Origin of the sequence: Amycolatopsis jiangsuensis (assembly GCF_014204865.1) — a bacterium.
Taxonomy (GTDB): domain Bacteria; phylum Actinomycetota; class Actinomycetes; order Mycobacteriales; family Pseudonocardiaceae; genus Amycolatopsis; species Amycolatopsis jiangsuensis.
Map to the genome: position 1 here is coordinate 341937 of NZ_JACHMG010000001.1, position 24830 is coordinate 366766.

19 protein-coding genes and 2 pseudogenes are annotated in these 24830 nt (G+C 71.8%); 12 read left to right on the forward strand and 9 right to left on the reverse strand.

The features are described from left to right. Positions 1 to 4 precede the first annotated feature (4 nt). From BJY18_RS01465 to BJY18_RS01475, 3 genes are all read left to right on the forward strand, one after another. Positions 5 to 1327, forward strand: a complete 1323-nt coding sequence (locus tag BJY18_RS01465) for an aminotransferase class V-fold PLP-dependent enzyme (protein WP_184777002.1) — start codon at positions 5 to 7, stop codon at positions 1325 to 1327. Positions 1328 to 1541: 214 nt separating this feature from the next. Beyond that, positions 1542 to 2096 carry a signal peptidase II gene (gene lspA / locus BJY18_RS01470; RefSeq protein ID WP_376774749.1) on the forward strand — a complete coding sequence of 185 codons (555 nt, stop codon included), beginning with the start codon at positions 1542 to 1544 and terminating at the stop codon, positions 2094 to 2096. Further along, complete coding sequence (locus tag BJY18_RS01475) at positions 2093 to 3022, forward strand: RluA family pseudouridine synthase (protein WP_184777003.1); 930 nt, start codon at positions 2093 to 2095, stop codon at positions 3020 to 3022. The genes lspA and BJY18_RS01475 overlap by 4 nt, the downstream gene beginning before the upstream one ends. Here BJY18_RS01475 and BJY18_RS36575 read toward each other — a convergent pair. Next, positions 3019 to 3921 (reverse strand): annotated as a pseudogene (locus tag BJY18_RS36575) (AsnC family protein); the annotation flags it as partial. The gene BJY18_RS01475 and the pseudogene BJY18_RS36575 sit on opposite strands and share 4 nt — an antisense overlap. Before the next feature lie 338 nt (positions 3922 to 4259). Beyond that, positions 4260 to 4479, reverse strand: a pseudogene (locus BJY18_RS38225) (Lrp/AsnC family transcriptional regulator); the annotation flags it as partial. A 500-nt stretch (positions 4480 to 4979) separates the two neighbouring features. Between BJY18_RS38225 and BJY18_RS01485 the strand changes: the two are divergent. From BJY18_RS01485 to BJY18_RS01505, 5 genes are all read left to right on the forward strand, one after another. Then, positions 4980 to 8309: a DUF885 domain-containing protein gene (locus BJY18_RS01485; RefSeq protein WP_184777004.1), complete on the forward strand. Its 3330-nt coding sequence runs from the start codon at positions 4980 to 4982 to the stop codon at positions 8307 to 8309. Further along, entirely contained in the window at positions 8306 to 9523 is a 1218-nt protein-coding gene (gene fahA, locus BJY18_RS01490) for a fumarylacetoacetase (RefSeq protein ID WP_184777005.1), read from the forward strand. The genes BJY18_RS01485 and fahA overlap by 4 nt, the downstream gene beginning before the upstream one ends. A 94-nt stretch (positions 9524 to 9617) precedes the next feature. After that, positions 9618 to 10658 carry an LLM class F420-dependent oxidoreductase gene (locus tag BJY18_RS01495; RefSeq protein ID WP_184777006.1) on the forward strand — a complete coding sequence of 347 codons (1041 nt, stop codon included), beginning with the start codon at positions 9618 to 9620 and terminating at the stop codon, positions 10656 to 10658. Positions 10659 to 10784: 126 nt separating this feature from the next. After that, positions 10785 to 11750 (forward strand): Ppx/GppA phosphatase family protein, encoded by a 966-nt coding sequence (locus tag BJY18_RS01500; RefSeq protein WP_184777007.1) that lies wholly within the window; start codon positions 10785 to 10787, stop codon positions 11748 to 11750. 40 nt (positions 11751 to 11790) lie between these two features. Further along, positions 11791 to 12042, forward strand: coding sequence for a hypothetical protein (locus BJY18_RS01505; protein WP_184777008.1), 252 nt, complete (start codon positions 11791 to 11793; stop codon positions 12040 to 12042). A 417-nt stretch (positions 12043 to 12459) separates the two neighbouring features. On the opposite strand, the gene BJY18_RS01510 is transcribed toward BJY18_RS01505, so the two are convergent. The 5 genes from BJY18_RS01510 to BJY18_RS01530 all read right to left on the reverse strand — a co-directional run bounded on the left by BJY18_RS01510 (position 12460) and on the right by BJY18_RS01530 (position 18939). Continuing rightward, on the reverse strand, positions 12460 to 14838 hold the full coding sequence (locus BJY18_RS01510; RefSeq protein WP_184777009.1) for a glycoside hydrolase family 65 protein: 2379 nt from the start codon (positions 14836 to 14838) through the stop codon (positions 12460 to 12462). After that, positions 14835 to 15569 carry an HAD family hydrolase gene (locus BJY18_RS01515; RefSeq protein ID WP_184777010.1) on the reverse strand — a complete coding sequence of 245 codons (735 nt, stop codon included), beginning with the start codon at positions 15567 to 15569 and terminating at the stop codon, positions 14835 to 14837. Before BJY18_RS01515 ends, BJY18_RS01510 begins: the two co-directional genes overlap by 4 nt. 111 nt (positions 15570 to 15680) lie before the next feature. Beyond that, positions 15681 to 16880 (reverse strand): ROK family transcriptional regulator, encoded by a 1200-nt coding sequence (locus BJY18_RS01520; RefSeq protein WP_184784347.1) that lies wholly within the window; start codon positions 16878 to 16880, stop codon positions 15681 to 15683. A gap of 190 nt (positions 16881 to 17070) precedes the next feature. After that, positions 17071 to 18375: a carotenoid oxygenase family protein gene (locus BJY18_RS01525; protein WP_184777011.1), complete on the reverse strand. Its 1305-nt coding sequence runs from the start codon at positions 18373 to 18375 to the stop codon at positions 17071 to 17073. A gap of 3 nt (positions 18376 to 18378) precedes the next feature. Beyond that, positions 18379 to 18939: a hypothetical protein gene (locus tag BJY18_RS01530; RefSeq protein ID WP_184777012.1), complete on the reverse strand. Its 561-nt coding sequence runs from the start codon at positions 18937 to 18939 to the stop codon at positions 18379 to 18381. Positions 18940 to 19029: 90 nt separating this feature from the next. Between BJY18_RS01530 and BJY18_RS01535 the strand changes: the two genes are divergently transcribed. Then, positions 19030 to 19554 (forward strand): PadR family transcriptional regulator, encoded by a 525-nt coding sequence (locus BJY18_RS01535; protein WP_184777013.1) that lies wholly within the window; start codon positions 19030 to 19032, stop codon positions 19552 to 19554. A 69-nt stretch (positions 19555 to 19623) separates the two neighbouring features. On the opposite strand, the gene mgrA is transcribed toward BJY18_RS01535, so the two are convergent. Continuing rightward, a complete protein-coding gene (gene mgrA / locus BJY18_RS01540; RefSeq protein ID WP_184777015.1) occupies positions 19624 to 20652 on the reverse strand; it encodes an L-glyceraldehyde 3-phosphate reductase in 1029 nt (342 codons plus the stop codon). A 69-nt stretch (positions 20653 to 20721) separates the two neighbouring features. Here mgrA and BJY18_RS01545 point away from each other — a divergent pair, with 69 nt between their 5' ends. Next, positions 20722 to 21603 carry an AAA family ATPase gene (locus BJY18_RS01545; RefSeq protein ID WP_184777017.1) on the forward strand — a complete coding sequence of 294 codons (882 nt, stop codon included), beginning with the start codon at positions 20722 to 20724 and terminating at the stop codon, positions 21601 to 21603. Continuing rightward, complete coding sequence (locus tag BJY18_RS01550; RefSeq protein ID WP_184777019.1) at positions 21600 to 22964, forward strand: vWA domain-containing protein; 1365 nt, start codon at positions 21600 to 21602, stop codon at positions 22962 to 22964. Before BJY18_RS01545 ends, BJY18_RS01550 begins: the two co-directional genes overlap by 4 nt. On the opposite strand, the gene add is transcribed toward BJY18_RS01550, so the two are convergent. Beyond that, positions 22942 to 23925, reverse strand: a complete 984-nt coding sequence (add, locus tag BJY18_RS01555; protein WP_184777020.1) for an adenosine deaminase — start codon at positions 23923 to 23925, stop codon at positions 22942 to 22944. The two genes, BJY18_RS01550 and add, sit on opposite strands and share 23 nt — an antisense overlap. 132 nt (positions 23926 to 24057) lie before the next feature. On the opposite strand from add, the gene BJY18_RS01560 reads away from it, so the two are divergent. Next, positions 24058 to 24264 carry an antitoxin gene (locus BJY18_RS01560; protein ID WP_184777022.1) on the forward strand — a complete coding sequence of 69 codons (207 nt, stop codon included), beginning with the start codon at positions 24058 to 24060 and terminating at the stop codon, positions 24262 to 24264. Positions 24265 to 24830 lie beyond the last annotated feature (566 nt).

Sequence of the window (24830 nt, forward strand, 5' to 3'; positions counted from 1 at the left end):
CGTCATGACTCTCGCACTCGAACCGACCACGGAAACCCCGGTTCCCCCGGTGGCCGGTGCCGCACTGCGGGTGCCGCTGGTCACCGGCGGAGACATCGGGTACGCCAACCTCGATCACGCGGCCAGCGCGCCGTGTCTCGACGCCGTTCGCTCCGCGGTCGACGAATTCCTGCCCTGGTATGCCAGCGTCCACCGCGGCGCGGGCTTCGCTTCCCAGGTCTCCACGAAGCTGTACGAGCGCACCCGCGACGTGCTGCGCCGGTTCGTCGACGCCCGCGGCACCGACACCGTGGTGTTCACCCGCAACACCACCGACTCGTTCAACCTGCTGGCGAAAGCGTTGCCGCGCACGACTTCCGTGGTCGTGTTCGACACCGAGCACCACGCCGCGCTGCTGCCGTGGCGCGGCCCGAACGTGCGCCGGGTGCGGCTGCCACGCACCCGGCTGGCCGCGGTGTCCGTTGTGGACGAAGCACTCGCGGCGTGCCCGCAGGGGCCGCGGCTGGTGGTCGTCGCCGGAGCGTCCAATGTGACCGGTGAGCTGCTGCCGGTGGCCGAGATCGCCGCGGTGGCGCGGGAACACGGCGCCCGGGTGGCGCTGGACGCCGCCCAGCTCGCGCCGCACCGGCGGATCTCGCTGCGTGAGCTCGACGTGGACTACGTGGCGCTGTCCGGGCACAAGCTCTACGCGCCGTTCGGCGCCGGCGCGCTGATCGGCCGGAGCGACTGGCTGCGCGCGGCCGATCCGTACCTCGCCGGTGGCGGTGCGTCGAAGCTGGTCACCGAAGACGCCGTGGTCTGGAATTCCGGGCCGGAGCGGCACGAGGCCGGTTCGCCGAACACCGTCGGTGTGTACGCGCTGGGTGTCGCCTGCGCGCAGCTGGCCGCGAACTGGGACGCGGTCGGTGCGCACGAGGCCGAGCTGCTCGAACGGTTGCGCAAGGGGCTTGCCGGTCTGCCCGGCTGTGCGGAACTGCGGCTGTTCGACGCCCCGGTGGACCGCGTCGGCACGGTGAGCTTCGTGGTCGACGGGTTCGACCCTGGCTGGCTCGCCGCGGTGCTGTCGGCCGAGTACGGCATCGGGGTCCGTGACGGCGCGTTCTGCGCGCACGTGGCCACGCGCCGGCTCATCCGCGAGGTGGGCGCCGAGGGACAGCAGGCGGTACGCGTGAGCCTGGGGCTGGGCAGCACCGCCGAGCACATCGACCGGCTCCTGCTCGCGCTGCGCCAGATCATCGCCCGCGGCGCCCGCTGGGAGTACGCGAAGGCCGACGGCCGCTGGGCCCCGATCGGCGACCCCCGCGAACTGCCCCCGTTCTGCGTCTGACGGCGGTGCCGGGACCCGCCCGGAGCAGGACGTGGACAATGGGGGAGTGAGCACCGAGCCCTCGTCCGAATCCGACGTGTCCGAGCCTGCTGTGTCCGTGCCGGACGGGTCCGAGCCCGCTGTGCCCGAGCCCGCTGTGCCCGAGTCCGGTGTGTCGGAGTCCGCTGCGAGCGAACCCGCGGGGTCCGAACCTGCTGTGTCCGAGCCTGGCGGGGTGGAGCCGGAAGCGTCCGCGGCTCCCGCGCCCGCCCTGCCCAAGCGGCGGATCGGCCTGGTGTTCGCCGTCGCCGTGGTGCTCTGGGTGATCGACCTGGTGTCGAAGAACCTGGTCACGGCCAACATCGAGGGCAAGGAGCCGGTGCGTGTCCTCGGCGGCCTGATCTACCTGCAGGTGATCCGCAATTCCGGTGCCGCGTTCTCCATGGCCACCGGCATGACGTGGTTGCTCGCGCTGGTCGCCACGGCCGTGGTGGTGGCGATCATCTGGCTGTCGCGCCGGCTGCGCTCGGTCGGCTGGGCGATCGGGCTGGGCCTGGTGCTCGCGGGAGCGCTCGGCAACCTGACCGACCGCATCTTCCGTGCGCCGGGCCCGCTGCGCGGTCATGTCGTCGACTTCATCTCCGCCTTCGCGCCCAACGGCGAGGGCTTCGCGATCTTCAACATCGCCGACTCCGCGATCTGCGTCGGCGGTGCGCTGATCGTGCTGCTGTCCCTGCTCGGCAAGGACTACGACGGCACCTCCACGCGCACGAAGAAGGACGCCGCGTGAGCGCGCGCATGCTGCCCGTGCCGGACGGGCTCGACGGGATGCGCGTGGACGCGGGGCTGGCCAAGCTGCTCGGCCTGTCGCGCACGGCGGTGGCGGATCTCGCCGCGGCCGGCGAAGTGCTGCTGGACGGCCGCCCCGCCGGGAAATCCGACCGGCTGGCGGCCGGCGGGCTGCTCGAGGTGACCCTGCCCGAGCCGGCCCGCCCGGCCGGGATCGTCGCGGAACCGGTCGAGGGCATGGCGATCCTGCACGACGACGACGACATCGTCGTGCTGGCCAAGCCGGTCGGCGTCGCGGTGCACCCGAGCCCCGGCTGGACGGGCCCGACCGTCGTCGGCGGACTCGCCGCGGCCGGCCTGCGCATCGCCACGTCCGGTGCCGCCGAACGCCAGGGCGTCGTCCACCGGCTCGACGCGGGCACCACGGGCGTGATGGTGGTGGCGAAGAGCGAGCACGCGTACACGGTGCTGAAGCGGGCGTTCAAGGAACGCACCGTGGACAAGGGCTACCACGCCATCGTGCAGGGGCACCCGGATCCGACCCGCGGCACCATCGACGCGCCGATCGACCGGCATCCGCGGCACGACTACAAGTTCGCCGTCGTGGCCGGGGGCCGGCCGAGCGTCACGCACTATGAAGTGGTCGAAGCGTTCCGCGCGGCGTCACTGGCGCACGTGAAGCTGGAAACCGGGCGTACGCACCAGATCCGCGTGCACTTCTCCGCGCTGCGGCATCCGTGTGCCGGGGATCTGACTTACGGTGCGGACCCGGTGCTGGCGCGCAAACTGGGCCTTTCGCGGCAGTGGCTGCACGCGCGGACGCTCGGCTTCGCCCATCCCGCGGACGGCCGCTGGGTCGAGTTCGAAGCGGAGTACCCGGACGACCTCGCGAACGCCCTGCGGATCCTTCGCGACGAGAACGCTTAGCCGAGCACCGACCAGGTGAGCGTGCGGTCGTCGGGTTCCGGCCGGGGACTCCAGCGCACCGCCACCACGTGGGTGGCCTCCGGGAGCACGTACACGGTGTGCCCGCCCAGTGTCTCGCCGGGCCGGACGCCGATCCGGTGCGGTGGCCGGGAGGTGAGGGAGACCGGTGCCTTGCCGACCGTCCCGCCGTCGTCGGTGACCAGCTCGAGGTAGTTGTCCGGCAGCGACGCGAACGGAACCGTGCCCCGGTTGGTGATCTCGGTGTGCACCACGACGGAGCGCTCGCCCTCCTCGAGCCGGTATCCCGCCGCACCGAAGAGAAAATCGGCCGGGTCCTGCACTTCCAGGAGCTGCACGGTGAGCTGTTCGCCCTCCAGCCCCTGGGTTTCCAGCGCCTCCCCGATCCGCCCGCGCCGCCCACCGGCAGCCACCGCGGGCCGCGGCTCGTCCCCACGCGCCCACGACGCGGTCTGCGGCACACCCCAGATCCCGGCCACCGAATCCGGTGCGGCAGGCGCACCGTAGGGCCCGGAGCCACCCTGAACGCCGTACGCCGCTGACGACGCTGACGACGCTGCGTACGGGCCGGAGGATGTGTCGTGTGGTGTCGCGTAGGGCCCTGACTGTGTGCCGTGAGGGCCGGGTGGTGTCGCGTAGGAACTCGATGGAGCGCCGTGCGGTCCCGGCGTCGTCCCGTACGGGCCTGGCGGTGCTGCGTACGGGCCGGATGGTGTCCCGTACGGGCCTGGCGGTGCTGCGTACGGGCCCGATGGTGTCCCGTACAGGCCTGACGGTGTGCCGCGCGGTTCTGGTCCCGTCGGTGTCCCGTACGGACCCGACGAAACTTCCTGCGTAGGCCCGACCGGTCCACCGGTCACGGAGTTCCCGCCCGATGCCTGCCCCGCCCGGCTCGACGGCGCCGATCCCGGCAGTGGTCCCGCCGCCCCGGTTTGTCCTATCGCCGAAGCTGCGCCGGCCCGCCCTGGCATGGCACCGTGTGGCCCGCTTGGCCCGGCCATCGCACCCGAGTCCGGCGCCTGCCCCGGCATCGCTTGGCCTGGTGCTGCCTGCCCCGGCACCGCTTGCCCCGGTGCTGCCTGTCCGGACACTGCCTGTCCCGGCGCAACTTGCCCCGGCGCACCGGCCTGCCCCCACGGCGCGCCCGGACCGTGAGCACGCGCCGTCCCGGGCCCGGCTCTGCCCGCGGGCCCCGGCATCGCCCCGGACGGCGGCTGGTGCCACGACGCCGACGCTCCCGCTATCGCCGCGCGCAGCCCGTTCGGGTCGCTCTCCACTCCGACGAGCAGCGGCAGCCCGCTCCCGGACAGCGAGACCAGCCGGTAGGCCACCTCGCGCGGGTCCATCCCGACCTTCGCGGCCAGCTCGTGCACGGCCGTCTTGCCCAGCTCGGCCAGCGCGGCGAGCAGGCGGACATCGGCAGGATCGGACACGGCCACCCGGGCAACGCTACCGTCCGCCACCCCGGGCACCCGGACGGACCGCACCCCCGGCGAGCCGCTCCCCAGTGGGCGTCCACGCTGCCGGGCCACCCACGTTGCCGGAGCTGCCCACGCTGCTGAAGTCACTCCACGCGTTCCGCCGCATGCCCAGATATCTCAAGACTCCCCGAGGCCCTCGGAACTGCCGGAGATTCCCCGGGAGTCAGCCAAGCCCCCGAGCCCCCGGGAGCCCCCCAGTCTCTGGAGCCCCCAGTCTCTGGAGCCCTCAAGACTTACCAGACTCCCCGGAACCCCGCCGGGATCTCCCCGAAGTCATCCCCGGAAGACGCTGTTCGCTTGATGTGAACGGCCACCTCGCACCGGATACGGGCGTCCCGTGGCGCTCCTGCATTAGGGTCGGCAGGGCACCGCAGCCGGGCCACCGTCCGGTGGTCCGCGGTGCCGATCGGGCCACCGCGCCGGTCGAGTCATCGCAACCACGCAGGAGCCCGCAGCCCATGACCGACGTCTCCGCCCTCGCCGACGAGTTCGTCGGCGGAATGTTCGACTTCGAGCCGCTCTTCGCCGCGGTTTCCGGTGTGCGTCCGGATGCGCCGGGGCTCGGCGATCCGAGTGCCGCGGGCGAGGCCGCGCAGCGCGAGTGGCTGACCGGGATGCACGAGCGGGTGTGCGCGGTCGATCCGGCGGGGCTCGGCGCGGCCGACCGGGTCACCCGGGAGGTGCTGCTCAGCTCGGTCGGCGAATGGCTGGACAGGATCGACAGCCGGGTCGCCGAGTTCACCGTGAGCGACCTCTTCATCGCGCCGGCCGGTGGACTGCTCACCATGCTGCCGATGATCTCGGTGACCGCGGGCGCGTCCGCCGAGGCGCACCTGGGCAGGCTGGCGGCGATTCCCGAGTACCTGCGGGCGTTCGCGCAGCGCCACCGCGAGGGGATCGAAGCCGGTCTGCTGCCGATCGAGCGGCTGGTCAGGGGCGCGATCGCGCACCTCGACCGCTATCTCGCCGATCCGGACAGCGATCCGCTGCGGCGCCAGCCCGCGCCGGACGAGGAGTTCGCCCGCCGGCGGGAGGAGCTGCTGCGCGAGGTGGTCCGCCCGGGTTTCGGAGAGTACCGCGATGCCCTGGAAGCCGAGGTTCTGCCGCACGGCCGGCCGGACGAGCGCGCGGGGGTGTCCTGGCTGCCCGGCGGCGACGAGATCTACGCCCGGCTGGTGCGCGTGCACACCACCAGCGCCCGCACCCCGCAGGAACTGCACGACACCGGTCTGGCGGTGATCGAGGGCCAGGCCGAGCAGTACCGTGCGCTCGGCGAGCGGGTGTTCGGCACGCGTGAGCTGCCGGAGATCTTCGAGCGGCTGCGTACTGATCCGAAGCTGCGCTGGACGAGTGCCGAGGAGCTGCTGGAGACCGCGCGTGCCGCGATCACCCGGGCAGAGGAGGAGGCGCCGAACTGGTTCGGGCAGATCCCGCGGCACCCGTGGACCGTCGAAGCCGTGCCCGAAGACGCCGCACCGGGGGCGCCGCCCGCCTACTACCTCCGGCCCGCCACGGACGGATCGCGGCCGGGCACCTACTTCGCCAACACCCACCAGGCCACCGAGCGGTTCCGGCACACCGCCGAGGCGACCGCGTTCCACGAGGCGATCCCCGGCCACCACTTCCAGCTGAGCGCCGCACTGGACCTCACCGAGCTCCCGTTGCTGCGCCGGATCAACGATTTCACCGCCTACGCCGAGGGTTGGGGTCTCTACGCCGAGCGGCTGGCCGACGAGATGGGCCTGTACTCCGGCGACGTGTCCCGGCTGGGCATGCTCACCCTGGAGTCGATGCGGGCCGGGCGGCTGGTGGTGGACACGGGAATGCACTCACTGGGCTGGAGCCGGCAGCAGGCGGTGGACTACCTCGTCGAGCACACGCCGATGGCCCGCGTGGAGATCGAAGCCGAGGTGGACCGCTACCTCGGCTACCCGGGGCAGGCGCTCGCCTATCTGGTGGGGCGGCTGGAGATCCAGCGCATCCGGGCGGCCGCGGAGGGCCGGCTCGGCAGCCGGTTCGACATCCGTGGTTTCCACGACACCGTGCTGTCCGCCGGTTCGCTGCCGTTGTCGGTGCTGGACACGGTCGTCGCGGAGTGGGTCGCCGGCCACGGTGACACGGTCAACGGACTGGCCGACGAGCTGCTGGAGCTCGACTTCGAGCGCAACCCGCTCGAGCGCACGGTCTGGGGACTGCCCGGTGAGCACAGTGAGCTGCCGGATCCGAGTCTCGCCGCGGCCGAGCGGTACCGCGCCGCCTACGGCGCACTGGCGCGCCGTGCCGAGGCGATCGATCCTGCCGGGCTGGACGGCGAGGAGGTCCTCACGCGGGAGGTCATCCTCGCCTACTCCCGCGGCGTGCTCGACACGCTCGATTCGAGGCTCGCCGGATTCGCGGTGAGCGACGGATTCAGCTCGCCCGCGCTGCTCCTGCTGTTCACCCTTCCCCAGCTGGTGCCCGACGACGAGCAGAAGGCCCGCGGTTACCTGAGCCGGCTGGCCGCGGCCGGCGGCTACCTGGACGCGGTGATCGAGAGCCAGCGGGCCGCGGCGGCCGACGGCTTCGTGCCGCCGGAGTTCCTGGTCCGGATCGGGATTCGCTACGTCGAGCGGTATCTCGGCGCTGAGCGGGAGGATCCGCTGCGGATCACGCCGGAGGTCGACGTGGCGGGCTTCGCCGCGGAACGCGACCGGCTGCTCGCCGAGGTCGTGCGGCCGGCCTACCGGCGTTACCGCGACTTCCTCGCCGAGGAGGTGCTGCCGGTCGCGAAACCGGACACCGAGCCCGGCATCGGCCTGCTGCCCGGCGGGGCGGAGAAGTACCAGGGCCTGATCCGCGCCGAGACCACCACCGACCGCACCGCCCAGGACCTGCACGACACCGGGCTCGCGATGATCGAAGCCCAGTCCGGGGAATACCGCTCGCTCGGTGAGCGGGTCTTCGGCACCCGTGAGTTGCCGGAGATCTTCGACCGTCTGCGCACCGATCCGGCGCTGCGCTGGCGCGACGGCGAGGAGCTGATCCAAGCCGCCCGTGCGGCGGTGGACCGGGCGGAAGCTATGGCGCCGCAGTGGTTTCTGCGGACTCCGGCGGCCCGGTGCGTGGTGGCGCCGGTGCCCGAATCGGATGCCGCGAGCGGCACCATCGCGTACTATCTGCCGTCCACGCTGGACGGGTCACGCCCGGGCACGTACTACGCCAACACCCATGAAGCGAGTTCGCGGCCGCGGCAGGCGAGTGAGGCGATCGCGTTCCACGAAGCCGTTCCTGGGCACCATTTCCAAATCTCGTTCGCCCAGCAGCTGACCGATCTGCCGTTGCTGCGCCGGATCGTGCTGTTCAACGCCTACGCCGAAGGCTGGGGTCTCTACGCCGAGCGGCTGGCCGACGAGATGGGTCTGTACTCCGGTGACGTCGCCCGGCTGGGCATGCTGATGCAGGAGTCGATGCGTGCCGGGCGGCTGGTGGTGGACACCGGAATGCACGCGCTGGGCTGGAGCCGGCAGCAGGCGGTGGACTACCTCGTCGAGCACACGCCGATGGTGCGGCTGGAGATCGAAGCGGAAATCGACCGTTACGCGGCGAATCCCGGGCAGGCACTCGGATACATGGTGGGGCGCCTGGAGATCGAGCGGGTCCGCGGCGAGGCGGAGCGTGCGCTCGGGGACCGGTTCGACCTGCGCGAGTTCCACGACGTGGTGCTCAGCCACGGCGCGCTTCCGCTGTCTGCTGTGGACACTCTCGTCGGGAAATGGGTTGCCGCGCGCCAGGAAGCGAGTGCCGGATGAGCTGGCTCGAACTGGCCGGGGACACTCCTTTCGGCCTCGGCAACCTCCCGTACGGGGTGTTCTCCACCGGGGACGACCCGCGGCGCCGGGTCGGGGTCGCCGTGGGGGAGCAGGTCCTCGACCTGTCCGCCGCGGCCGGGGCGACCGGTGCGCCCTTCGCCGGGCTGCTCACCGCCGGGGTCCTCAACCCGCTGCTGGCCGCGGGGCCGTCGGTCTGGGCGCAGGTGCGCGAGCAGGTGCGGGAATGGCTCACCGAGCCGCGGCACGCGGACCGCGTGCGGCCACACCTCGTGCCAAGGGTCGGGATCACGAGTCATCTGCCGTTCGAGGTCGCCGACTACGTCGACTTCTACTCCAGCGAGCAGCACGCGATCAACGCCGGCCGGATCTTCGGCGCCGGCGAGCTGCCGCCGAACTGGAAACACCTGCCGATCGGCTACCACGGCCGGGCGGGCACCGTCGTCGTGTCCGGTACGCCGGTGGTGCGCCCGTCCGGGCAGCGCAAACCCCGTGCGGCCGAGGTTCCTTCGTTCGGGCCGTCGAAGCTGCTCGACATCGAGGCGGAGGTCGGGTTCGTGGTCGGCGTGCCGTCCGAGCACGGCCGTCCGGTGCCGGCCGGCGAGTTCGGCCGGCACGTGTTCGGCGTGTGCCTGGTCAACGACTGGTCGGCGCGGGACCTGCAGGGCTGGGAGGCGCAGCCGCTCGGTCCGTTCCTGAGCAAGTCGTTCGCGACGTCCGTTTCTCCGTGGGTCGTGCCGCTCGCCGCGCTGGAGCACGCGCGGGTGGCGCCGCCGCCGCAGGTGCCGGAGCCGTTCGAGTACTTGCGGGTGGCCGAACCGTGGGGGCTCGATCTGTCGCTGGAGATCCGGCTCAACGGGCACCTGGTGGCGAGCCCGCCGTTCGCCACGCACTACTGGACCGCCGCCCAGCAGATGGCACACCTCACGGTCAACGGCGCGAGTCTGCGCACCGGTGACCTGTACGCGTCCGGCACCGTCACCGGGCCGGAGAAGGACCAGCGGGGTTCGCTGCTGGAGCTGAGCTGGGGCGGGCGGGAACCGTTCGCGATCGGCGGCGGTGCGAGCCGGACGTTCCTCGAGGACGGCGACGAGGTCGTGCTCGGCGCGACCGCACCCGGACCGGACGGTGCGCGGATCGGCTTCGGGGAGGTCCGCGGAGAGGTCCTGCCCGCGGTGGGTGGTGGGGCCCTGTGACGTGCACCGCAGCGCGCGGGCCCGGATCGGGCCATAATAAGCGCGCGCTTAGTCACTGTGGACGACCGGCGGACCGGCACGGAATGAGGGATCGATGAGGATCGGCACGGGCATCAACTACTCAGGCGGGTTCGAGGAGAGCGTCGCGGACGTGGTCGAGCTCGAAAAGGCCGGGCTCGACATCGTGTTCGTGCCCGAGGCCTACAGCTTCGACGCGGTCAGCCAGCTCGGGTACCTGGCGGCGAAGACCGAGCGGGTCCAGCTCGCCTCGGGCATCTTCCAGATCTACACCCGCACGCCGAGCCTGACCGCGATGACCGCGGCCGGGCTGGACTTCGTGTCCGGCGGCCGGTTCACGCTCGGCCTCGGCGCGTCCGGGCCGCAGGTGATCGAAGGGTTCCACGGCGTGAAGTACGACGCGCCGCTGGCCCGCACCCGGGAGATCGTGGACATCTGCCGCCAGGTGTGGCGCCGCGAGCGGGTGGAGCACCAGGGCCGCCACTACACCATCCCGCTGCCCGCCGAGCAGGGTACCGGGCTGGGCAAACCGCTCAAGCTGATCAACCACCCGGTGCGCGAGCGGATCCCGATCCTGCTGGCCGCGCTCGGGCCGAAGAACGTCGCGCTCACCGCCGAGCTGGCCGAAGGCTGGGAGCCGATCTTCTTCCATCCCGAACGGGCCGCGGACGTCTGGGGTGCCGCGCTCGCCGAGGGCAAGGCCAAACGGGATCCGGCGCTGGGCGAGCTGGAGGTGTTCGCCGGTCCCGCGCTGGCCATCGGCGAGGACGTGGATCACCTGCTCGACCACCTGCGGCCGATGGTCGCGCTGTACGTCGGCGGGATGGGTGCACGGGGCAAGAACTTCTACAACACGCTCGCGACCCGTTACGGCTACGAGGATGAAGCGAAGCGGATCCAGGACCTCTACCTCGACGGCAAGAAGGAGGAGGCGGCCGCGGCCGTACCGGAGGAGCTGCTGCGGGCGATCTCGCTGGTCGGTCCCGCGAGCTACGTGAAGGAGCGGGTGGCGGCGTTCGCCGAGGCGGGGGTGAGCACCCTGGTGGTGAACCCGCTGCTGCCCGGGCGGGAGGCCCGTGTCGCGGCGGTTTCGCAGCTGCGGGAGCTGATCGGATAGCCTTACCGGCTGGACCTGTGCCGCCGTTCGAAAGCCGTGAACCCGCCGCACCGGGTGTGCCGGTGGGTGTAGGAACGGTTCACCGGGGAATCCGGGGGCGTGGGCGGAAGTGAGGTTGGCCGGACCGTGGGCAGAGTCGTGGGACCCGCTGTGGGCGTGCTGGACGTCGGTTCGTTCAGCGCGAGGCTTGTCGTGCTCGAACCCGGCGGGTCGCCCCTGGATCCCGCGTTGACGCATCAGACGCGGTTGCGGCTCGACCGTTCGCTGAACGACGAGGGGCAGCTGTGCGCTCGGGGCATCGGCGCGATCTCGGCCGCGGTCGCCGAAGGTATGGCGGTCGCCCGGGAGCACGGCGTCCGGGAAGTGTTCCCGCTGGCCACGTCCTCGATCCGGGATGCGGCCAACGCCGCGGAGGTCGTCCGCCGCGTCGCGCGCGACACCGGTGTGGAGCTGCGGTTCCTGTCCGGCCGGAGGGAAGCGGAGCTGACCTACGTCGGCGCGCGCCGCTGGTACGGCGCCGCGGCCGGTCCGCTGCTGGCGTTGGACATCGGCGGTGGCACGGTCGAACTCTCCTCGGGCGCCGGCGAACAGGCGACGTTCGCCCGCTCCCTGCCGCTCGGCGCTCGTTCGGTGACCCGGGACTGGTTCCCGGCCGAGCCGCCGGTGCGCGGCAAGCAGGTCCGTGCGCTGCGTGAGCACGTCCTGGCCGAGGTGACCGACGCGCTGAGCGACGCTACCGCCGAACTGGTCGAACACCGTGTCGTGGGCTGCTCGAAGGTGCTGCGGCAGCTGGCCCGCCTGGCCGGCGACCGCCCGGGCAAGGAGCGTGAGCTGCACCTGGACGATCTGCGGGCGTGGATTCCGCGGCTGGCCGCCATGCCGTCGTCGCGCCGGGCGAAGCTGCCCGGCATTTCCCGCCAGCGGGCGCAGCAGGCCCTCGGCGGTGCGGTGGTGGCCGAGGCCCTGCTGACCGTTTCGGGCGGTACCGTGGCGATCTGCCCGTGGTCCACGCGCGATGGCCTGCTGCTGACCCTGCTGGACCGCCTGACCGATGGCACCACGGGAAAACGGCAGTCCCGTCCGGCCGCGTGATCCCTGGGCACGGACGGGAAGGACGAGGGGAGCCGAGACCATGACTTCACGCAGCGACCTGTTCCCCCGTGACCCGCACGACGAGGACGAGGACCGGCTCGACCCCCTTACGCGGCCCCGCCGGCGCCCCGAGACCCCCGGCCTGCCCGCCACGGACGACCTGACCGGCGAGGTCCCCACCGCCCCCGGCCCCGACCTGACCCCGGCCCGCACCGAGGAGGTCGAGCCCCCACCGGGCACCGTGGAGCACCACGGCCACCCGAAGCCGGACGAAACGCCGCCGGCGAGCTGACCGCCGACGATCGGCTGCCGGCGGAAGCGGACCAGTCATGCCAAGACGCCTCGCCGGGCCGGAGGCGGTCCGGTCCGGCTCGACCGGAGTCCGCGGCTCAGCTGAAGCGCGCAACCCCTCCGGAGCCCGTGATGCGGCTGAAGCGGGGCCCAGCCGGCGCCTGTGGTGTGGCTCAAGCGCGCAATCCGGCCGGAGCCTGTGGTCCGAGTGGAGCCCGTTGTGCGGGTGAAATCTCGGTGTAGTGGGAAACCACGGTCAGCCGGACCTGATAGTGCAGCTGAGTCCTCGGCCCAGCTGACGCCGTCGGTCCAGCGAAGCCCTGGCCCAGCGGCACCTCGACTACCCACTGGACCGAGGCCCCACCGGATGCCGGGCAGCGGAGTAGCCACCCGCCGGGATCCGTGGCGCCCCGGTGCCTCAGGTGCCCTTCATGAACTGGCGGACCTTCGAGGCATCTCGCCGTGCGGGGCCGCGGCCCGGGGGTTGGCTGGGGGGTGGGCCCGCGGCCGGGGTGGGGACGGGCAGCGTGCTGGGTTCGGTCGTCACCGTGAAGCGTTCGCCGTGGTGGATCAGGTCCAGGGCGGGGCCTTCGAGGACCTGGTAGGTCGCCTCGGCCGGGGCGATCGAGACCTGGAAGCGGGTGCCGCGGAAGGTCAGGCGGAAAGTCAGGCGGCCGAGTTCTTCCGGCAGGCGCGGCGCGAACGACAGCTGACCGCCGTAGTCGCGCAGGCCGCCGAAACCGGCCACCGCGCCCTGCCACGCGCCCGCCAGTGACGCCATGTGCAGGCCGTTGCGCACGTTGTTGTGCACGTCGTGCAGGTCCGTGAGCGCCGCCTCGGCCAGGTAGTCGTAGGCCAGCTGCACGTGCCCGACCTCGGCCGCGATCACCGCCTGGGTGCCCGCCGACAGCGACGAATCCCGCACCGTCCGCGCCTCGTAGTAGGCGAAATCGCGGGCCTTCTCCTCCGGGCTGAAGGAATCCCCGCACAGGTGCAGAGCCAGCACGAGATCCGCCTGCTTCACCACCTGCTTGCGGTACAGGTCGAAGTACGGGTAGTTCAGCAGCAGCGGGTAGAACTCCTCGGCGGTGCCGGCGAAATCCCACTCGTCGTGCTGCAGGAAACCCTCCGACTGCGGATGCACGCCGAGTTCCTGGTCGTAGGGCAACGCCATCGCATCCGCGGCCGCGCGCCACGAGTCGAGTTCCGCTGTGTCCACCTCGAACTGCGCGGCGATGTCCGCGTGCCGTTCGCACGCTTCGGCCGCGGCGGACAGGTTCCGCCGGGCCATCAGGTTGGTGTAGACGTTGTTGTCTGCCACCGCGGAGTACTCGTCCGGGCCGGTCACGCCGTCGATCCGGAAGTGCCCGTGGTGGTCGAAATGCCCGAGGGAGGCCCACAACCGGGCCGTCTCGACCAGCAGTTCGGTCCCACAGGCGCGTTCGAAGTCGGTGTCGCCGGTGGCGTTGACGTACCGCAGCACCGCGTCGGCGATGTCCGCGCTGACGTGGAACGCCGCGGTCCCCGCGGGCCAGTACGCCGAGCATTCCGCCCCGTTGATGGACCGCCACGGGAACGCCGCGCCGCGCAGCCCCAGCTGCTCCGCCCGCGCCCTCGCCTTGTCCAAAGTGGAATGCCGCCAGCGGAGGGCGTCACGGGCCGCGTCCGGCATGGTGTAGGTCAGCACCGGCAGTACGAACGTTTCGGTGTCCCAGAACGCGTGCCCGTCGTAGCCCGGTCCGGTGAGGCCCTTGCCGGCGATCGCCCGCGTCTCGCCGCGGGCACCGGCCTGCAGCAGGTGGAACAGCGCGAACCGCACGGCCTGCTGCAGTTCCGGATCGCCGTCGATCTCGATGTCCGACGTGGCCCAGAAATGGTCGAGGAACTCCCGCTGCTCGGCGATCAGACCTTCCCACGTGGTCTGCCGTCCGCCGGCCAGCGCGGCCTCCACCTGCGCGCGCAGCGCCGGCACGGACCGCTGCGCGGACCAGCCGTAGGCGAGGAACTTGGTGATCCGCAGCCGTCCGCCCTTGCGCACGTCCACCGCGGCGGTGAGCCGGGCGAGGTCGCCCTCGGCCTGGATGTGGGTGCGCAGCCCGTTGTCCACCTCGATCGTGTGGTCCATCGCCGCGGCCACACGCAGTCCGGACGCCCGGGTCTCGTGCACCAGCACGGCGTGGTGCTCCATGGCCTGGCAGAACTGCGCCACCAGCGGCGCGTCCAGCGCGGCGGCCACCCGCGGGTCCCGGGTGTCGGACGTGATCGGCTCGTTCGCCAGCAGGTCCGACTGCACCACCAGCTGCAGGTCCTCGTCCAGTGGCTCGACGTCGTACCGGATGGCCGCCACCGCACGCTGGGTGAACGACACCAGCCGTTCGGTGGTGACCCGTACCCGCCGTCCGGTGGGGGAGGACCATTCGGTGACCCGGCGCAGTGTGCCGGAGCGGAAGTCGAGCACCCGGTCGTGCGCGGTCGCCACCCCGTAGCGCATGTCCAGCGGCTCGTCCTCGACGAGCAGCCGGAGGATCTTGCCGTCGGTCACGTTGACGACGGTCTGGCCCTCTTCGGGATAGCCGTAGCCGCCTTCGGCGTAGGGCAGCTCGTGCTGTTCGTAGAACCCGTTGAGGTAGGTGCCCGGCAGCCCGCACGGCTCACCCTCCTCCAGCGTGCCGCGCATGCCGATGTGCCCGTTGGACAGCGCGAACGCCGATTCGGTGCGCTGCAGCGCGTCCACGTCCAGACCGCGCCACCGCAGCTCCCACGGTGCGCACTCGTAGCCGAATTCCGTTTCCGTCACTCTGTTCCCTCCAGCAGTTCGGCGAGGTCGTCGACCACGACGTCCGCGCCGTGCGCACGCAGTTCGCCGGCCTGGTCCGCGCGGTTGACGCCCACGACGTAGCCGAAACCGCCGGCCTTGCCCGCCTGCACGCCGGATTGCGCGTCCTCGAACACCGCGGCCTGCTCGGGTCGTACGCCGAGCTCCTTCGCGCCCTCGAGGAACGAATCGGGGGCCGGCTTGCCGCGCAGGCCGTCGCGGCGGATCACCAGGCCGTCGACGCGGGCCTGTACGAACCGGGAAAGGTCGGCGGCGTCGAGCACCTTCGCGCCGTTGGCCGAGGAGGTGACCACCGCGATCTTCAGCCCGGCCCGCTGCGCCTGCTCGAGGTAGCGCACCGAGCCCGGGTACGGGTTCACGCCCTTCTCGTCGATGATCTTGAGGACCAGTTCGTTCTTGCGGTTGCCGATGCCGTTGACGGTCGGTTCGTCCACGCCGTCGTCCGGGGTGCCCTCGGGCAGCTCGATGCTCCGCGAGCGCAGGAACTCGCGGACGCCGTCCGCGCGCGGCCGGCCGTCCACATGGGCCGCGTAGTCGTGGTCGGTGAACTCCTGGAAGGCCTCACCGTCCCGCTTGCGCAGGAACTCGTCGAACGTCCGCTTCCACGCCTCGCGGTGGAGCACGGCCGTCCCGGTCAGCACGCCGTCCAGGTCGAACAGACAGGCGGTGATGGTGTCGGGCAGTCCGATCATGCGTGCAACCTACCGGTCCACCGGCCCCTTCCGCGGCTGCGACGCGGTCACCCGGGCGGTGGCACGTCTCCTTGCGGAAACTCGAGTCCGGCCAGGCCCTCTTGACGGCTTTCAGGCCGCGCCGACCCGCCGCTCGAACACCAGCCGCTCGGCCGCGCGCAGGCCGACGCTGATCGCGCCGGTCAGCACGCCGTCGTCGCCCAGTTCACCCGGGACCACGGTGGGTACCAGCGGGGTGAAGGAGCGCAGTGCCCGGTCGATCTGGTCCAGCAGCAGGTCGGCCGCGGTGCCGACGCCGCCGCCGAGCACGATCAGGTCCGGGTCGACGACGGCGGCCACCGAGGCCACCGTGTAGGCGAGCCGGTCGGCCTCCGCGGCCACCACGCGCTGGGCCACCTCGTCGCCCTCGCGGGCGAGCCGGAAGACCTCGCGGGCCGATTTCGCCGTGCCCAGGCCCAGTTCCCGGGCGCCGCGGACCACCGACTGGGCCGCGGTGGCCTCCTCGAGGTGACCGCGGGCCGGGGGCTCCGCGGGCTCGTCGGTGGCCCGGGTACGCCCGTAGGGCAGGTACCCGATCTCGCCGGCCGCGCCGGTCGCGCCGCGGAACACCCGGCCGTCGACCATCAGGCCCATGCCGACGCCGGTGCCGATGGTCACGCAGCCGACCACGGAGGCGCCGCGGGCCGCGCCGCTCTCCCATTCACCGACCGCGGTGAGGTTCGCGTCGTTCTCCACCAGCAGATCCGGCCCGAGCGCCTGCTCCAGGTCGTCGAGCAGCCCGGCACGGCCCCAGCCGGGCAGGTTCGGCGCGTGCCGGAAGCAGCGTTTCGCCGGATCGGCCACCCCGGGGGAGCCGAGCACGCGGACGACGATGTCACTCTGGGCCAGCCCGGCCTCGGCGACCAGTTCGGTGGCCAGCCGGCCGACCGAGGCGACCAGCGCGGTGGCGGAACGGGCGGTGTTGCGCACGTCGCGGCGCGCCACCGTGGTCCGGCCGAGGTCGGCCACGGCCGCCCGCAGGCGCTCGCGTCCGATGTCGAGGCCCAGTACGTACCCCGCGGTGGGGTCCGCCTCGTAGAGCACCGCCGACCGGCCGGTGCCGGTCGAGGTGTGCCCGGTCGGCCGGGCGAGGCCCGCCGACTCCAGCGCGAGCAGCGCCTGGCTCACCGTCGGCTTCGACAGCCCGGTCTCCTTGGCCACCTGCGGGCGGGTCGCCGGCCCGGCACGGCGCAGCAGCTCGAGCACGGCCCGCTGGTTGATCCTGCGCATCCCGGCCGGCGTGCCGACCGGCGGAGTCCCCGCGCCTGCCACCTGCTGCGCTTCCTTCCCGCTAACCGACTTCCCGCTGCCGATGTCCGTCCTCGCCACGGTATCCGGCTGCGCCGCCCCTTCGGCAGGAAACCTCCGTTTCCCCCGCCCGGTAGTGGCGGCGACGGTGCCCGGATGGTCCCGCCGACGATACGGGCTTCGCGGCGGGACGGGCCGACGGCGCGCGGGAGGCTCAGTCCTCGGGAAGCCAGTTGCCGTGGAACCCGGCAGGAACCCGGGCTGGCAGGTGCACGGTGGCGACCGGGTCCGCGGCGACGTCCTGGGCGTCGAGCACCACCAGGTCGCTGCGGTCCTCGGCGGCGTCGTAGACGTAGCTCAGCAGCCAGCCGGCACCACCCGGGGTGCTGTCGGCCGGCACGAACACCGCTTCACCCGGCACCTGACCGGGCGCGAACAGGTGCTCGCTCGCCGTGCCGGTGTGCAGGTCGTACCGGCGCAGCGAGCGCCGGCCGTCCGTGCCGGCCGCGGTGAGGTGGCCGAACCGGGCGTCGAGGCCGGCGAGCCGGTCGTCGATCCGCGGGAACTCGCCGTCGCGCTCGTCGAGCCGGTCCTCGGTCACGGTGCCCGCGGCCGGGTCGATCGTCCAGCGCCAGAGCTGCCCGTCCGGTTCGCGGTGCCCGGGCCGGAAGACGTAGTCGTAGCGGACCACGTGCGCCACGATCCGGCCGTCGCTGGTGTCGTACGCGTTGAGCGTGTGGAAGACGTAGCACGGGTTCACGTTCACCCAGCGAACGCCGCCTGCCGGGTCGTCACGGCGCAGGACGCCGAGCCGGGCACCGTAGGTGTCGCTCCAGCGGTAGGGCATCCCGCCGTCGGCCATTCCGCGGTCGAACACCACGGGCAGGTCGAAGAAGACCACATGCGACCGGGTGAGCGCGAAGTCGTGCATCATCGTCAGCCCTGGCACGTCGATCGGCTGGCGCACCACGAGTTTCCCGTTCGCGTCGGCGCGGTAGTAGCTCACGTGCGGGGCGGTGATGCTGCCGTAGCCGAAGAAGTGCAGCTCGCCGGTTTCCGGGCAGATCTTCGGATGCGCGGTCATCGAATCGGCGAGCGCGCCGCCGAAGTCGTAGCCGCCCACGGTGTCGAGCTCCCGGGTGATTTCGTACGGCAGCGACGATTCCACGAGCGCGAGGGTGCGCCCGGCGTGGTTGACGACGTGGGTGTTGGCGTTGCTGGCCCGCAGGTTCCGCGTTCCGTCCGGTTGGTACACCTTCATCTCGGGATCGGCGAAGCTGTCCGTGCGCACCCAGCGGTTGCGGTACCAGGCGGCGCGGCCGTGCTCGAGCCGCACGCCGTGCACCATGCCGTCGCCGGTGAACCAGTGCGCGCTGTCCTGGCGGGGGTTCGGCCCGTTGCGCAGGTACCAGCCGGTGAGTTCCGGCGGCAGCGTGCCGGTGACCGGCAGGTCGTAGGCGGTGAGCTCGTCGTGCACCGGGGCGTAGTTGCCGGAGAGGTGGAAGTCGGTGGTGGTCACGGTTCACGCGGCTTTCTGGGCACGGGCCCGGACATGGGTGACATAGCGGATGGTGAAGACGACGGGGACCACGAAGGCGAGGATTTTCAGTGCGATCAGCGCGATGGTGGCGTGCGGGGCGTAACCCAGCAGCAGCGAACCCGCGACGCCGGCCACGGTCAGGCTCGATGCCCAGACCGCGGTGATGACGAGGTTGGTGCGCCGGAACGCGGGCCGCTGCCAGAGGTGCTGGGGCGTCGTGGTTTTCGCGATCCCGAGGGTGAACGGGCGGCGCAGCGCGATCGAGCCCCATGCGGTGATCGCCAGCCAGACGTCGGAGCTCGCACCCACGTACTCCCGCAGCGGCGAATCCGGGTTGCTGAGCGAAAAAACGGTGAGCACCGTGAAGAAGCCCAGCGCGGAGAGCTCGATCACGAGGCAGTCCCAGCCCCGCCCTTCCCTGCGGGCCACCGCGAGCAGCCCGCCGGCCAGCACCAGGCCGACGAGCCCGGACCAGCGCCAGTCCGCCTGCGTGGACACGATCGCGAACACGATCCACGGGAGAAAGCTCTTCAGGTAGTTCATCGCCGACCCCTCGCTGACACTCCTATAGTGACATGTCGAAACTAGAACGTCCGGAGTGCACATGTCAATAGTGGAAGGTAGGCTGCCGGCATGACCTTGCGACATGCCGTGCTCGGGTTGCTGGCCGAAGCCCCCGGCAGCGGCTACGACCTGCTGAAACGCTTCGAGACGGCGATGGCGAACGTCTGGTCGGCCACGCAGAGCCAGCTTTACGGCGAGCTGGGCAAGTTGGAGAAATCCGGGCTGATCGAGGTGGTCTCGGAGGGCCCGCGCGGGCGCAAGGAGTACGCGATCACCGGTGAAGGGCGCGCCGAGCTGCGGGCGTGGCTGCTCGAACCCTGGGCGCCGCCGTCGCCGCGCAGCGAAACCCTGCTGCGGATCTACTTCCTGGGCGAGGTCGCCCCGGTGCAGGCCCGGGAGTACGTGCGCAGATACGCGGAGAGTGCCGACGAACTGGCCGGGCACCTGGCCTCGATCGACGAGTCCGTCGACTGGGACGACAGCGATTCGGCCGTGTTCGGCAGGCTGGTCCTGGAATGGGGCAAGCGCCACGCCGCCATGGAGCGTGAATGGGCGGACTGGGCGGTCGAGCGGATCCGCACTGCCCGGGGCTGACAGCCGGGCAGGCCCCCTTCACGGACTCGGGTGACCGGAAGGGAGCCTGCACAGTGGGTCAAGCGTGGGTCAGGCGTCGGTGGAGCGCTTCCAGATGTTGATGCCGGATTCCGTGGCGTACTGGTCGATCTCGGCGAGCTCGTCCGCGGTGAACTCGAGGTTGTCCAGTGCCGCCACGTTGTCGTCCAGCTGCCGGACGCTGCTGGCGCCGATCACCAGCGAAGTCATCCGCGGATCCCGCAGCGCCCAGGCGAGTGCGAGCTGGGCCAGGCTCTGCCCACGGCGGCGGGCGATCTCGTGCAGGGCCCGGATCTTGCCGAGCTTCTCCTCAGTGATCGTCTCCGGCTTGAGCGATTTTCCTTGCGCGGCGCGGGAATCCGCCGGGACGCCGCCGAGGTACCGGTCGGTCAGCAGGCCCTGCGCGAGCGGGGAGAAGGCGATGCAGCCCGCACCCACGCCGGCCAGGGTGTCCAGGAGTCCGTCGGATTCGGTCCACCGGTTGAACATCGAGTACGACGGCTGGTGGATCAGCAGCGGGGTGCCCAGTTCGCGCAGCAGCCGGGCGGCCTCCGCGGTGCGCTCGGAGTTGTAGGAGGAGATGCCCACGTACAGCGCCTTGCCGGAGCGGACCGCGCGGTCGAGCGCGCCGACGGTTTCCTCCAGCGGCGTCTCCGGGTCGACCCGGTGCGAGTAGAAGATGTCGACGTAGTCCAGCCCCATCCGGCCCAGCGACTGGTCGAGGCTGGCCAGCAGGTACTTGCGCGAACCCCAGTTGCCGTACGGGCCGGGCCACATGTCGTAGCCGGCCTTGGTGGAGATCACCAGCTCGTCGCGGTGCGGCCGGAAATCCGTGGCGAGCAGCCGGCCGAAGTTCTCCTCGGCCGAACCGTAGGGCGGGCCGTAGTTGTTCGCCAGGTCGAAGTGTGTGATGCCGAGGTCGAAGGCGCGCCGCGCGATCTCGCGCTGCACGGTCAGCGGGCGGTCGTGCCCGAAGTTGTGCCACAGGCCGAGCGAGATCGCGGGCAGCAGCAGCCCGCTGCGTCCGCACCGGCGGTAGGGCATGGAGTCGTATCGGGTGTTCGCCGCAACGTAGGTCACGCGAGGATGCTATCCGCGGCCGCGGCCGGACCAGTACAGTGCTGGTAAGCGTGTGCTTAGGGAGGTCGGATGGGCACCGGGTTCTTCACGTCCGTGCGGGACGTGTCGGCGAAGCTGGCCGAGGCCGGCTACCTCGCGTCGAAGGCGGTGGCGACCACCGTGTTCCTGGCCGATCGGCTGGGCAAACCGCTGCTGGTCGAGGGACCGGCCGGAGTGGGCAAGACCGAGCTGGCCAAGGCGGTCGCCCAGGTCAGCGGGTCGCGGCTGGTGCGGCTGCAGTGCTACGAGGGCATCGACGAGGCACGCGCACTCTACGAGTGGAACCACGCCAAGCAGCTGCTGCGGATCACCGCCGGGCGGGACGAGACGTGGGACGAGGCGCGTACCGACATCTTCGGCGAGGAGTTCCTGCTGCGCCGCCCGCTGCTGACCGCCATCTCCGGCACCGAGCCGACCGTGCTGCTGGTGGACGAGACCGACAAGGCCGACGTGGAGGTCGAGGGCCTGCTGCTGGAGGTGCTCGGCGACTTCCAGGTCACGGTGCCCGAGCTGGGCACGATCACCGCGGAGCGGACTCCGTTCGTGGTGCTCACCTCGAACGCCACCCGTGAGCTGTCCGAGGCGCTGAGGCGGCGGTGCCTGTTCCTGCACATCGATTTCCCGGACGAGGAGCTGGAGCGTGCCATCGTCGCGCTCAAGGTGCCCGGGATCGAGGACGCGCTGGCCGATTCGGTGGTCCGGATCGTGGCCGCGCTGCGCGCGATGGACCTGCGCAAGCTGCCGTCCGTCGCGGAGACCGTCGACTGGGCGCGCACGCTGCTCGAACTCGGTGCGGGCTCGCTCGGCGAGCAGGTGGTGCGCGACAGTCTCGGCGTCGTGCTGAAACACCAGGACGACATCGCGAAGGCCAGTGCCGGCCTGGATCTCGACCGGGTGCTGGACGCTTCGTGACCTTCACCGGCCGGCTCACGGAGTTCGTGCGCGCCCTGCGCGGCCACGGGATCCCGGCCGGGCCGAGTGAGACCGCGGACGCCGCGGCCGCCTTGGCGGTGCTCGGCTTCGAGGACCGCGAGCTGGTGCGCGAAGGGCTCGCGGCCGCGCTCGTGCGCAGGGGCGGGCAGCGGTCGGTGTTCGACGCCGTGTTCGACCTCTACTTCCCAGCCGGGGTCGGCGCACCGGAGCTGGCCCGCGACGATCCGCCGCGAGACCGCGACGAGCTGCGGGAAGCGCTCGCGGCCGCGCTGGCCGAAGGCGACGAGCGTGCCCTCGCGCAGCTGGCCGGGCTCGCCGTGGACCTGCTCGGCCAGTACGGGTCGCCGAACGGGGCGGGCGGGGGATTCTCCGCACACCAGACGCTGGACCGGTTGCAGCCGCAGACGTTGATCGTGCGCGTGCTCGAGGCGATGCGCGCGGGCGGTTTCGGCGACGGCGACTTCACCGACCGGCTCGCCCGCGACGAAGTACGCCGCCGGGTCGAGGACTTCCGCGGCCGGGTGCGGACGGAGGCGCGCCGGCGGGCCTCGGAGGTGCGGGGACGCGAGCGGATCACCCAGCACGCGGTCGCCCCCGCCGCCGACCGCGTGGACTTCCTGATGGCCAGCCGGGCCCAGCTCGCCGAACTGCGCCGCACCATCCAGCCGTTGTCCCGCAAGCTGGCCACGCGGCTCGCCGCTCGCCGCAAACGCACGACACGCGGGCAGATCGATCTCCGGCGCACGCTGCGGCGTTCGCTGTCCACCGGTGGGGTGCCGCTGCGCCCGGCGTACCGACACCGACGGCCCGGCAGGCCGGAAATCGTGCTGCTGTGCGATCTTTCCGGCTCGGTGGCCGGATTCGCGAACTTCACGATGCTGCTGGTGCAGGCGTTGCGCGACCAGTTCGCCAAGGTCCGGGTGTTCGCCTTCGTGGACAGCACCGACGAGGTCACGCACCTCATCGACGCCGGTGCGGCCGACCCGGCGCAGCTCGGCGCGCGGATGCTCAGCGAGGCGGCGGTGATCCGCTGGGACGGGCACAGCGATTACGGCGGTGCACTGCGCCAGTTCACCGAAGGCTGGCTCGACGCGGTCGGGCCGCGCACCTCGGTGCTCATCCTCGGTGACGCGCGGACCAACGGGGGAGATCCGAATCTCGACGCCGTCCGCGCGATCCGCGACCGAGCCCGGCACGTCCACTGGCTCAACCCGGAACGGCGCTCGCTGTGGTCCACCGGCGATTCCGCGGCTGCCGCCTACGCCGAGCTGGTGCCGATGCACGAATGCCGCACTGCGCAGCAGCTGGGCACCCTCGTCACCCGCCTGCTGCCGGTGTGAGCCATTCGTCGATTCCCTTGTGCAGTGCGGTTTTCACTGCCTCCGGTGCGAAGGAGGCGCTGACCGCGGCGGAGGCCATCCGGGCCAGGGTGACGTCGTCGAAGCCGAAAACCTCCCTGGCGCGGCGGAATTCGCCGGTGAGTGTGGTGCCGGTGACGTCCGGGACATCGGTGTTGAGCGTGACGGTCAGCCCGGCGCCGACGAGCCGGGGGAGCGGGTGCTGCGGCAGTGAGGGCACGAGCCCGAGCGAGACGTTCGACGACGGGCACACCTCCAGCGCGATCCCGCGCCGGGCGACCTCGACGGTCAGCGCGGGGTCGTCCAGCACGCGGATGCCGTGCCCGAGCCGTTCGGCGTGCCCGAGCCCGAGGGCCTCGCGGATGCTGTCCGGCCCGGCGTCCTCGCCCGCGTGATGCACCAGGTGGAGGCCGGTTTCCCGGGCGTGGGCGAGGACTTCGGCGAACGGCGCGAGGGAGTGCCGTTCCTCGCCGGCCATCCCGATCGCCACGACCTGCGGGTGCGCGGCAGCGAGTTCGGCCGTCCGCCACGCCCGCTCGACCGACCGGCGCCGCGAATGGTCCAGGATGAGCCGCCACGCGAGTCCGTGCCGCTGACCGCCCTCGTCTAGTCCTTTGAGGACGGAGGCAAGCGGCATTTCCGGGTCTCCCAGCCGTTCTCCGTGCGAGGCGGCGGTGAAGGTGACCTCCGCGTAGCGGGTGCCTTGCGCGGCCTCGTCGGCACAGAATTCGCGCGCGAGCCGGACAAAGTCCTCGGGCCGCCCCAGGCACGCGCGGGTGAGCCGGTTGTGCTCGGCGAACGCCCGGAACCCGTCGAACCCCGGCTGGGTGACGGGCAGCCGTATCCCGTGCGCGTCGGCCAGCTCACGGCGGGTGGTGGGACGCATCGTACTCTCGAGGTGGACGTGCAGATGGGCCTTGGGCAGGGCGGTCAGGTCGCGCACGGGTGCATCATGCCGCCCGGCGGCGGCCCGCGTCGCGGTATTTCGCACCGGTCCGCCGCCGGGGGTTTCGGGAACTGTGTGCCGGGGACCCACGTTGAACCGGGAGAGGCCCGCGATTCCAGGAGGACCGCCATGGCGATGATGAAACGACTGACCGTGCTGGCCGGCGCCGCGAGCGCGGTGAGTTCCTACGTGCGCCGCAACCCGGAGAAGGTCAACCAGGCAGTGGGCAAGGCCGCCAGCTTCGTGGACGGCAAAACGAAGGGCCGCTACCACACCCAGCTGTCCGGAGCAGTACGCAAGGTCTCGGACGCGACCCGCCCCCGCCCTGGGCAGTGACCCCGCTTCTCACCAGCAGATGCGCCGTGTGGCGCGGGGGCTGCCGGCGTTCGTGAAGGCTCTTTCGGGGGTTCGGTTTCGCGCGGAGTTTTCAGGGACTGTGGTGGTGGCCGTTGCGAGGCTGAGGTCGAGTCCGATGCGGCGGCTGGTGAACGCGGCTATCCCGGCGGGTGACTGAGGTGGGCAGCTGTGGCGGAAGAGCGGCCGTCCGTTCGAGTCGGCCAGCCGGAGCCGGGCCGCGACGATCGTGCGTGGCCGCGGCGGCTGTGCGTGGCCGCGGCGACTGTGTGTGGTTGTAACGAGCGTGAGCGGCCGCAACGATCGTGCGTGGCCGCGACGGCTGTGCCGGGCCGCAATGATCGTACGAAGCTGCAAAGACCGTGCCGGGTCGTAACGATCGTGCGTGGCCCCGACGACTGTGCGGGGTCGTAACGATCGTGCGTTGCTCCGACGACTGTGCGGGGCCGGAACGATCGTGCCGGCCCGCAACGATCGTGTGAGTCTGGACCGAGTGTGCGAGGCCGTAACGGTCGTGCGGGGCTGCCATCCGCTCGCCGCCGCCAAGC